General features: G+C 67.6%; 10 protein-coding genes and 1 tRNA gene. 8 read left to right on the forward strand and 3 right to left on the reverse strand.

Annotated features, from left to right (window positions below; genetic code table 11):
* The first annotated feature begins 154 nt into the window (after window positions 1-154).
* From FNJ84_RS07245 to FNJ84_RS07275, 7 genes are read left to right on the forward strand one after another with little or no spacing between them, the layout of a single operon-like run.
* Window positions 155-1114: a MoxR family ATPase gene (locus FNJ84_RS07245; protein ID WP_143792352.1), complete on the forward strand. Its 960-nt coding sequence runs from the start codon at window positions 155-157 to the stop codon at window positions 1112-1114.
* Window positions 1108-1950, forward strand: coding sequence for a DUF58 domain-containing protein (locus tag FNJ84_RS07250; protein WP_143792353.1), 843 nt, complete (start codon window positions 1108-1110; stop codon window positions 1948-1950). The genes FNJ84_RS07245 and FNJ84_RS07250 overlap by 7 nt, the downstream gene beginning before the upstream one ends.
* Entirely contained in the window at window positions 1947-2279 is a 333-nt protein-coding gene (locus FNJ84_RS07255; RefSeq protein ID WP_143792354.1) for a hypothetical protein, read from the forward strand. The genes FNJ84_RS07250 and FNJ84_RS07255 overlap by 4 nt, the downstream gene beginning before the upstream one ends.
* Entirely contained in the window at window positions 2276-3220 is a 945-nt protein-coding gene (locus FNJ84_RS07260; protein WP_143792355.1) for a VWA domain-containing protein, read from the forward strand. The genes FNJ84_RS07255 and FNJ84_RS07260 overlap by 4 nt, the downstream gene beginning before the upstream one ends.
* Window positions 3217-4125, forward strand: coding sequence for a VWA domain-containing protein (locus FNJ84_RS07265; protein WP_255471092.1), 909 nt, complete (start codon window positions 3217-3219; stop codon window positions 4123-4125). Before FNJ84_RS07260 ends, FNJ84_RS07265 begins: the two co-directional genes overlap by 4 nt.
* Window positions 4122-4745: a hypothetical protein gene (locus FNJ84_RS07270; protein WP_143792356.1), complete on the forward strand. Its 624-nt coding sequence runs from the start codon at window positions 4122-4124 to the stop codon at window positions 4743-4745. The genes FNJ84_RS07265 and FNJ84_RS07270 overlap by 4 nt, the downstream gene beginning before the upstream one ends.
* Window positions 4739-6022, forward strand: coding sequence for a BatD family protein (locus FNJ84_RS07275; RefSeq protein ID WP_143792357.1), 1284 nt, complete (start codon window positions 4739-4741; stop codon window positions 6020-6022). Before FNJ84_RS07270 ends, FNJ84_RS07275 begins: the two co-directional genes overlap by 7 nt.
* Here FNJ84_RS07275 and panC read toward each other — a convergent pair.
* Entirely contained in the window at window positions 5941-6807 is an 867-nt protein-coding gene (gene panC / locus FNJ84_RS07280) for a pantoate--beta-alanine ligase (RefSeq protein ID WP_143792359.1), read from the reverse strand. The genes FNJ84_RS07275 and panC overlap by 82 nt on opposite strands.
* A 214-nt stretch (window positions 6808-7021) precedes the next feature.
* On the opposite strand from panC, the gene FNJ84_RS07285 reads away from it, so the two are divergent.
* On the forward strand, window positions 7022-9511 hold the full coding sequence (locus FNJ84_RS07285; protein WP_143792361.1) for an FAD-dependent oxidoreductase: 2490 nt from the start codon (window positions 7022-7024) through the stop codon (window positions 9509-9511).
* Here FNJ84_RS07285 and FNJ84_RS07290 read toward each other — a convergent pair.
* Entirely contained in the window at window positions 9508-9924 is a 417-nt protein-coding gene (locus FNJ84_RS07290; RefSeq protein WP_143792362.1) for a hypothetical protein, read from the reverse strand. The genes FNJ84_RS07285 and FNJ84_RS07290 overlap by 4 nt on opposite strands.
* Before the next feature lie 344 nt (window positions 9925-10268).
* Window positions 10269-10343, reverse strand: a tRNA-Gly gene (locus FNJ84_RS07295).
* Window positions 10344-10364: the final 21 nt, after the last annotated feature.

Raw genomic sequence — 10364 nt, forward strand, 5'->3', positions numbered from 1 at the left:
GCGGTGGTGACATGGTTCGACGTTCCGCAGGGAATTGCAATCGCCCGCGATCGTGTTTCGCCTAGTCCCAAGGGTGTAGGAACCGGGGCTGGGTGTTGGCGGAGGCAGTGGTCTGGCTCTTATGCTGGTCAAAAGGCAGGGCAGGGGGAGCACCATGAATGACATGCGCGGGGAACGAGAGGCGATCGCGGGCTTGCGTGATCAGATCGGCGCAGGGCTGGTGGGCCATGCCCGCCTGGTCGAGCGGCTGCTGATCGCGCTGCTGGCCGGCGGGCATGTGCTGATCGAGGGCCCGCCGGGCGTGGCCAAGACCCGCGCGGTTACCCTGCTGGCCGCGCATCTGCCCGGCGATCATGCGCGTATCCAGTGCACGCCGGACCTGCTGCCCTCGGACCTGACCGGCACCCAGGTGTTTCGCCCTGAAACCGGCAGCTTCGACTTTATTCCCGGCCCGGTCTTTCATTCGCTGGTGCTGGTCGACGAAATCAACCGCGCCCCCCCAAAGGTGCAATCCGCGCTGCTGGAGGCCATGGCCGAACGGCAGGTGACGACCGGCGGCGTAACCCGTGCGCTGCCCGATCCATTCATGGTCGTGGCGACGCAGAACCCGATCGAACACGAGGGCACCTTTCCGCTGCCCGAGGCTCAGCTTGACCGCTTTCTTTTGCATCTGTCGTTGTCTCTTCCCGACGCTGCGACCGAACGCGAGATCCTGGATCTGGTCGAGGCCGAGGCGCTGGCCCCCGCGCCACCGACCGTCGCGCCCCTGACCGGCGCGCAGATCAGGGCGGCGCGGGCGGGGGTGGCACGGGTTCATCTGGCACCGGTGCTGAAGGACTATATCATCCGGCTGGTTACCGCGACGCGGCCCGGCGGGGCGGTTGCGGGCGAGGTCGAACATGCGGTTTCGCCGCGTGGAACGCTGGCCTTGGCGGCGGCGGTCAGGGCGCGGGCCTGGCTGAACGGTCGTGATCACGGATTGCCCGAGGATGCCGAGGACCTGGCCGCCGATGCGCTGTCGCACCGCCTCGTGCCATCCTGGGCGGCGGCCAGCGAGGGGCGCGGAGGGCGCGACCTGATTGCTGCGGCGCAGGCCGAGGTCAAGCCATGGTAGTCAGCATCGCGGGCGCGCTGAACCAGCCGGGGCTGCGTTTGACCGCGGGCGAATTGCTGGCGCTGCGCCCATTGGCCCCGGCTGCGGGGCGGCACCGCCCGGCAACGCGGCGGCCCGGCGCGCTGCCCGCGCGTTTTCCCGGCGCGGGCATGGACCTGCGGGAATTGCGGGCCTGGGTCGAGGGCGACGATCCCCGCCGCATCGACCCTTCGGCCACTGCGCGCACCGGCATTCCCCATATCCGCAGCTTCCACGAGGATCGCGACGACACCACGCTGCTGATCGCCGATTTCCGCGGTCCGATGCTGTGGGGCACGGGCGATACGCTGCGATCCGTCCGGGCAGCCCGGCATCTGGCGGCGATCGGCTGGCAGGCCACGATGCGCGGCGGCAATGTCGCGGCGCTGGTGTTGACCGAGGCCGGTCTGGCATCCCTGTCGGCGGGGCAGGGCGACCGGCAGATGGCGGCCGTGGCGCAGATGCTGGCGGGCGAGCATGATCTGGCGCTGACCCGGCACCGATCCGAGGGCGGTGGTCTGGCCGCGCTTGCAGGGCGCGCGGCGCGGCTGGTGCCGCCGGGTAGCCGCATCCATCTGGCGACCGCGCCGCAGGGGATCGCGCCTGACGACCTGTCGGCGCTGGCTCGTCTGGCGCGCAGGCGGCGGCTGATCGTCTCGCTGATCCTCGATCCGGCCGAGGTGGCGCCCGTGCCGCGTGCGCTGGCCGTGACTGATGGCGCGGCCTTTCTGATGGGACGGCTGCAAGCGCTGGACCTTGGCGCAGAACTCGCCCGGCTGACCGCCATCGGCGCACAGGTCGAACAGGTGCCGTCATGAGCCATGATCAGCTGCTGGCCGCCCTTGCGCCCATTCGCCTGCCCTCCGCAATGCGCGACCTGGGCTGGCCCGAGATGCTGGCGCTGCTGGGTCTGGGACTGCTGCTGGCGGCGCTGATCGGGCTGATTCTGACGCCGCTGCTTCGTCGCCGCATCCGGGTCGGCCAGCGCATCCGCGCCACGCGCGGGCTTGCCCCGGCGGACCGGCTGCTGGCCATCGCCCGCATCACCGGCCGCCTGCCGCCTGCGCTGCGCGAGATGGCTTATCGGCCCGCGCCCGACCTGACCGACAGGCAGATCGAACGCGCTGCCCGCAGGCCCCGCAGATGAACCTTGCTGCGCCCCTTGTGCTGCTGCTTTTGCCGTTGCCCCTGATCCTGTGGCGCTGGTGGCCGGTGCCGGAACGACCCCGCCCCGCGCTGCGCGTCCCCGCGCCGATCTTTGCCCGAACCCAGGCGGGCCGCGGCCGTCAGGGTGACGTTGCCGGGCTGGCGCTGGCCGCCATCGCCTGGGTGGCGCTGGTCATGGCGCTGGCGGGGCCTCGGGTCAGTCAGGTCTCGGACATGTTGCCGGCCTCGGGGCGGGAAATCGTGCTGGCGCTGGATTTGTCGGGCAGCATGGTGAAAGAGGATTTTCGCCTGGATGGCCAGCCGATCTCGCGGTTGGATGCGGTCAAACGGACGGCGACGGCCTTTGTCCAGGCCAGGCGCGGTGACCGGATCGGGTTGGTGATCTTTGGCGACCGCGCCTATTTCGCGGCCCCGCTGACCTTTGATGTCGATGCCGTTTCCCGCGCCATTGACGAGGCGCAGATCGGCATCTCGGGTCGCTCGACGGCGATTTCGGACGGGCTGGGGCTGGCGCTGAAGCGGCTGGCCGGCAGCGACGCGCCAAGTCGGGTGGTGGTGCTGTTGTCGGATGGGGTGAATACCTCGGGCGATGTGCCGACGATTTCGGTCGCCAGGCTGGCGGCAGAAAAAGGCGTGCGCGTTCATACCATCGCGCTTGGCCCGGACGATCTGGAAAGTCAGCCCCGCGCCCGCGATGCCGTCGATGCCCAGACCCTGCGCGAGGTCGCCGAGGCCAGCCAAGGGGCCAGTTTTCGTGTCCGCAACATGGCCGATCTGCTGGCGATGGCCCACACGCTGGACCGGCTGGAACCCGGTTCCTCGCAGCGCCCACCCCTGCGGTTCTGGCGCGACCTTTGGGTCTGGCCCGCCGGGCTGGCCGCCCTGTGCCTGCTGATCCTTGCCGCGCGGAGGCCGCGATGATCGGGTCGATGCTGTTGCTGCGGCCCATGTGGCTGGCTTTGGCGCTGCCGCTGGCGGCGCTGGCGCTATGGCAGATGCGGCGCGGGCCGGATGCGGGGGGCTGGCAGGATGTGATGCCGCCCGTGATGCTGGCGGGGATGCGCAGCCTTGGCCACCTGACCACGGGCGCGACAGGCTGGCGCCGGTTTCTGCCGCTGATCGCGCTGGCGGCGCTGATGCTGGGCCTTGCGGGGCCGGCCCTGCCACGCCGCGATGCGCCGGTGCTGGCGCAGGTCGATGCGGTGATGCTGGCGGTGGACCTGTCGCCTTCGGTGGCCAATGGGCCGGGGCTGGTGCAGGCGCAGGTGGCAACTGCGGGGCTGGTGCAGCAATTGGCCGGGCGTCCCGTCGGGCTGATCCTTTATGCCGGCGAGTCCTTTGCCGTTTCGGCCCCCACCGCCGACGGCCGCGTGCTGGAAACCCAGATCGCCGCCATGGGTCCGGGGGTCATGCCCGGCGATGGCAGCCGACCCGCAGCGGCGCTTGGCCTGGCAGGCGAGATGCTGACCGGGATGAAGCGTGCCGATCTGGTCCTGATCTCCGATGGCGGGGGGATTGATGCCACCGCGTCGGGTGCGGCCGCGCGGCTGGCCGAGCGTGGCATCCGCGTGTCGACGCTGCTGGTTCAGGCCACGGCGCCCGAGGCCCCGCCACCTGACATCGCCGGAATGGCCGAACTGGCGCGGCTTGGCGGGGGCGCGGCTGCGACCGCCCGCGACCCCGCCGCCGTCGAGCGCCTGCTGATCCGCCCCGGCCTGACCGCCCGTGACCCGGCCCTGACCGCCACGCAGTATCGCGACCTCGGCCCCTTCCTGGCAGCACTGGCGCTGTTGCCCTTGCTGTCCCTGCTGCGGAGGGCACGATGAAGCGCGTCGCATTCGTCGCACTGGCAGGTCTTGCCTGCCTGATCGCCGCTGGTCCCGAGGCGCTTGGCCGGCTGGTCTTGCGCGCCGGGGCGGGGGGGATGGCGGTGCCGCTGCTTGATGATCCGGCGGCGCGGGGTGTTGCGCTGTTTCGTGCCGGGCACTGGGCCGATGCCGATGCGGCCTTTGCACGCGCGGGACGGTCCGAGACCTATAATCGCGGGCTGTCGCTGGCGGCGACGGGGGATTACCCTTTGTCGGTCGCCTATTTCGATGCGGTGCTTTTCTCCAACCCCGCCGATGCCGATGCGCGGCGCAATCGCGATCTGGTCGTGGCCATGTTCCCGCCCCCGCCTGGTGAAAGTTCGGCGCCGGGGCGGCTGCTGGGGGTGGGTGGCAAGGAAAGTAACGACGCCGCGCCGCAGCCGGGCCTGTCCACGCCGGGCGCCAGCGATCCCGATTGGCAGCGGGCGCTGTCGGCGCGCGGGATCACGGCCAGCGATGACTGGCTGGCCACCATCTCGGACGATCCGGGCGAGTTCCTGACCCTGCGCCTTCAGGCCGAATACAAGCGCCGCGAGGCGCTTGGCCTGATCCGCCCGGATGAGGGGCAGCCATGGTGAACTGGTCGCTGCTGAAATATGTGCTGATCCCGCTGGCCGCCGTCCTGGCACTGCTGGTCCTGGCCAATCGCGCCCCCGCGCAAGAGATGCGGCTGCAAATCCTGCACCCCCACGGCAATCCGGTGGTGGGCGAGATGATCCCGCTGACCATCCGCGCCGAATATGATGCCCGCGTGAACCTGTCGGAACTGATCTTTCCCGGCTCGCCCGATTATGACTGGCTGCAACTGACAAAGGATGACTGGTATCGCGAGCGGATCAAGGGCCGGCAATGGCAGATCTTTCAACGCAGGATCGCCGTCTTTGCGCGCGAGGCCGGGCCGCTGACCATCGGCCCGCTGACCCATGACCTGACCATCACCGGCGAGGATGGCCGCCAGCGCCGGGTCGAGGTCACTGCCCCCGCCGTCACCATCGACATCAAACCCTTTCCCGGCGGTTTTGCACCGCTTTCGGCGCATCACCTCAGCCTCACTGACGAACTCTCGGCCGATCCCGGCAAGCTGCGCGAGGGCGAATTGCTGATCCGCCGCGTGACGCTGGTAGCCGAGGGGGCGCTGCCCCATCAGCTGCCCCCGCGTCCCGATATCCGCGAGCCCTGGCTGATCAGCTTTACCCAGCCCGAACAGCGCAGTGTGCGGCCCACGCCGGATGGCCCGGTGTCAACCGTGGTCTGGGAATGGAGCCTGCAACCCAAGACCGGCGAGGCGGCGGTGCTGAAGGCCTTTGCCTTTCCCTGGCTCGACACCCGCACCCGCCAGATCGAGGTGGCGCCGATGAAGCCGATCCCCTTCGGCTTTGCCAGCTTTGCGGCGAATATCGCAGCGGATGGTCAGGTGCGGTCGCGAACCCGGCTTGCGGCTGTCGGGCTGCTGGGGCTGGGGCTTGTTGCGGGGCTGGCGCTGTTGCTGCCGGGGCAGGGCTTGCGCCCGCCCAAGGCGATCCGGCGGGCGGTGATGCGCTGGCGGCCCAGCCCGCATATTCGCGGGATGCGGGCGGCCGCGGCGCAGGGACGGATGCTGGAATTGCTGGCAGCCGCTTCGGCGCATCTGGCGCTGCGTGGACATGATGCGCGACAGGCGGCGGTACTGGCGCCGTTAAAGGGCGCGATCTATGCGCCCGGACCCGCGACCGAGACATTCGATGCCAAAGCCTTTATCGCGGCGGTGATCCGTCAGGGCCGCCGCCCGCCCGATCAGATCGAGGGCGACGCGACGCGCTGGTCGATCAACAAGACCCCGCCAAAGCGCACGGCCAAAAGAACCACGACCGGCTGATCGGGCTTGCCCGCCACGGCCGACAGATCGGCGGCATTGCGAATGTCGATGGACTGGACCACGCCGCGCGGCTCGGTCGCCAGAATCTCGGCCACGCCCCGGCGGATGGCGGCGATGGTGGCGCCCTCGGCGGCCAGCGCCTCGGCCCGGTCAAGGGCGCGGTTAAGCACCGGCGCGGCGGCGCGATCCTCGGGCGCCAGGCGCTGATTGCGCGATGACATGGCCAGACCGTCGGCTTCGCGCACGGTGGGCACCGGGATGATCTGCACCCGCGCATTCAGGTCGCGCACCATCTGCCGGATCAGCGTCAGCTGCTGGTAATCCTTCTCGCCAAAGGTCGCGGCGTCGCAATCGGTGATGTTGAACAGCTTCGTCACCACCGTCGCCACGCCGCGGAAATGGCCGGGCCGCAGCTTGCCCATCAGCACCATCGACAGGCGCGAGACATCGACGACGGTTTGCGCGCCCGGCAGATAGATATCCTGAACGCCGGGCAGAAAGACCGCATCCGCCCCGGCTTGGCCCAGCAGCGCCAGATCGGCCTCTTCCGTGCGGGGGTATTTGGCCAGATCCTCGGCCTCGCCAAATTGCGTCGGGTTCACGAAGATCGAGGTCACGACCCGACCGCCGCCATTCCGCTGCGCCCAGTCCTGCGCGTGGCTTACCAGCGTCAGATGCCCCTCGTGCAGCGCGCCCATGGTGGCCACCAGCACGACGCGCTGGCCCTCGGCGTGCCAGCGATCCGACAGGGCCATCATCGAGGCGGTGTCGCGACAGATTTCCATGACCGTTCCCCCCGGCGCGTTCCTCACACGCAATTCCGCGAAAGATAAGGGAAATAGCCGGATTCGCGCAAGCGCTGCATTGCAGCATGACGCTGTGTCAGCCCGGCATCTGGCCGCATGTCGTTTTCGCGATGGGAAGTGTCGGGCCGCGCTATGCTTGGCGGGTACGGTCTGGCACTACGGTCACCGAGGCTGATGAGGAAGGATTCGCGCGATGAAGACCCATGTGAAAGCTCTGGTCGTGGGCGGCGGCGCTGTCGGTTGCGGCATTGCCTATCATCTGGCCAAGGCCGGTTGGGACACGATGCTGGTCGAACGCGACGAGCTGACGGCGGGGTCCACCTGGCACGCGGCCGGTCTGCTGCCCCTGTTCAACATGGGCTATGCGACCAGCCATATCCACGATTATTCGGTCAAGCTTTATGCCGCGCTGGAAGCCGAGACGGGCCTGAACGCCGGCTTCACCCGCTGTGGCAACCTGCGCATGGCGCAGACGGATGCGCGGATGGATGAATACATGCTGTATTCCGCCACCGCTGAAACCGTGGGGGTCGAGCATCAGTTCCTGACGCCCGCGCAGATCAAGGAGCGGTGGCCGCTGGTCCGTACCGACGACCTGAAAGGCGCGCTGTTCCATCCGACCGATGGCTATATCAACCCCGCCGATGTGACGCAGGCGATGGCCAAGGGCGCGCGCATGGCTGGCGCGACCATCGAGCGCCGGGTGCAGGTTAATGGCTATCTGTGGAATGGCGATGAATGGGTCGTCACCTGCGAGAAGATGGTGGAAAAGGGCGGGAACCTTGTGCCCTCGGGCGAGGTTTTCGAGATCCGGGCCGAGCATGTGGTGACCGCCACCGGCAACCATGCGCAGCGCACCGCGCGGCTTCTGGGCATCAAGATCCCCGCCGTCCCGGTTGAACACCAGTATATCGTCACCGAACCCGATCCGGCGCTGGTCAAATGGCGTCAGGCGGGCAATCCCGAACATCCGGTGCTGCGTGACGCCGATGCGAAATGGTATGTGCGCGAAGAACGCGGCGGCTGGATCCTTGGCCCCTATGAGGAGGGCGCGCCCGCGCGTTTCCCCTATGACGTGCCGCAAAGCTTCCGCGCCGATCTGTTCCCGCTGGATCTGGAACGGATCGAGCAGGAATACATGTCGATGATCCACCGGATTCCGACCTCGGAAACGGTGGGGCTTAAGGACGATTTCAACGGCCCGATCTGCTATACCCCCGACGGCAACCCGCTGGTCGGCCCGGCGCCGGGCCTGCGCAACATGTGGCTGGCCGAGGGCTTCAGCTTTGGCATTACCGCCGCAGGTGGTGTGGGTCACTATCTGGCGCAGATGATGACGCAGGGCGAGGCCGAGATCGACATGGCCAGCCTCGACCCGCGCCGCTATGGCCGCTGGATGACCACCGAATATGCGGTCGCGAAGAACGAGGAATGCTATTCCCACGTCTTTATCCTGCACCATCCCGACGAGGAACGTCAGGCCGCGCGCCCGCTGCGCACCGCCCCCGCCTATGACCGCCAGATCGCCGCAGGGGCGCAGATGGGGCAGGTGAACGGCTGGGAACGCCCGAATTACTATGCGCCCCAAGGCTTTGACGATCACGCCGCCCGCAGCTTCCGTCGCGGCGGCTGGTGGGAATATGCCCGCGACGAGGCGCAGGCGATCCGCGAAACCGCCGGTCTGATCGACGCCTCGGCCTTTGCCAAGCACCGCGTCTATGGCCCCGGCGCGACGGCTTTTCTTGACTGGTTCACCACCAACAAACTGCCCAAGGTCGGCCGCATCAACCTGACCTATGCCCTGACCGAGGCCGGCACGACCCGCACCGAATACACCATCGTCCGGCGTGGTGAGGATGACTATTACCTCGTCTCGGCGGGCGCATGGGCCGATTACGACGCCGACAACCTGCGCAAGATGGCCGAGGAAATGGCCGGCGAGTTCGGCCCGGTGAACATTCAGGATGTCACGACGCAATGGGGCGTCTTTGCGCTGGCCGGCCCGAACAGCCGCGCCATCCTGGCCCAGCTTATCCGCGATGCCGACCCGGCCACGGCCCTGTCGAACAAGCGTTTCCCCTGGCTTTCGGCCAAGGAAATCGAGCTGGCCATGTGCCCGACCCTTGCGATCCGCGTGGCCTATACCGGCGAATTGGGCTGGGAATTGCACCACCCGGTCGAGATGGGGCGCTATCTCTGGGACAAGCTGGTCGTGGCGGGCGAGAAGCACGGGCTGAAACTGGTCGGCGCGCGGGCGCAGAACTGGCTGCGTCAGGAAAAATCCTATCGCGCCTTCGGGACCGAGCTTGGCCGCGACGCCACCCCGCTAGAGGCCGGGCTGGACCGCTTTGTCGATCTGGACAAGGACTTCAACGGCAAGGCCAAGATGCTGGCCAAGGGCATTCGTTCGAAATGCGTCACGCTGCTGATCGACGGCCCCGCCGACGCCGACCCCTGGGGCCGCGAAGGGCTGTTCCTGGACGGGCAGCGCGTCGGGCGCCTGACCTCGGGCGGCTATTCGGTGGCCTTCGGCAAGCAGATCGGCATGGGCTATGTCCGCCCCGACCTGACCGAGCCGGGCACCAAGCTGAAGGTCCGCATGTTCCGCGAGCTGTATGACGCCGAGGTGACCGAGGATAGCCCCTTCGATCCCACCAACGCCCGCATCCGCCAGGACGGCTAGGCCGGTGACCCGCCAGGCGCGCCCTCCCGGTTCAGCAACATGCTGAACTGCTGGGCCAGTGGCGGCGCGCGAAACGGTGCCAGGTCATTTCGGATCGGGTTCTGCATCTGCAACAGCGCATAGCCATGGGTCATGGACCAGATGGCGTTCTCGATCAGCCAGGACTCTGCCGGGTCGGTGACGAAAGGGGCACAGATCCGGTGCAACTGGCCATAGGCCTCTAGCGAGGCGTGAAGCGCCGCAAAGCGCCGCATGCCCTCGGCCGCCATTGCCGTCTTGAGGACGTTCAGCCCATCGAAATGATAGGCGGGCGCGGCATGGGACACGCGAGCCTGCTGCGACGCCCCGCGCAGGATCAGCACCTTGCCGTCCTCCAGCATGAGGATTCCCGCCAGAATCAGCGCATGACGCAAATCGTCGTGTTGATGCTTGGTGCGAGGCACTGGATTTACGTGACGCTGTCAAGTTGACATGCGATTTAACATTTGTGCGTTTTGGTCACGAGTGCGGTCGCTATTGGCAGGCTGGCGGTCGAAGTTTTCCTTTATTGCTTGCCACGGCGCGCCTGTCATTTTTCGTCTCAGCGTTGGATGATCAGGCGCGTCGGCCAAACTAACCGCTTTCGTTGATCCCGGATATTAATGCCGCAACCCACGAAAGGGACAAGCGGCATTTTGCCGGTCGTCTGCCACGTCATCCGCCTGTTCGTCCTGATACGAAAATCAAAAGGCCGACCCGAGGGCCGGCCTTTTCGAATTGGAGCGGGCGATGAGATTCGAACTCACGACCCTAACCTTGGCAAGGTTATGCTCTACCCCTGAGCTACGCCCGCACTCCGTACCGTTGGCATTTC

The organism is Paracoccus sp. M683 (assembly GCF_007096355.1).
Classification (GTDB): Bacteria; Pseudomonadota; Alphaproteobacteria; order Rhodobacterales; family Rhodobacteraceae; genus Paracoccus.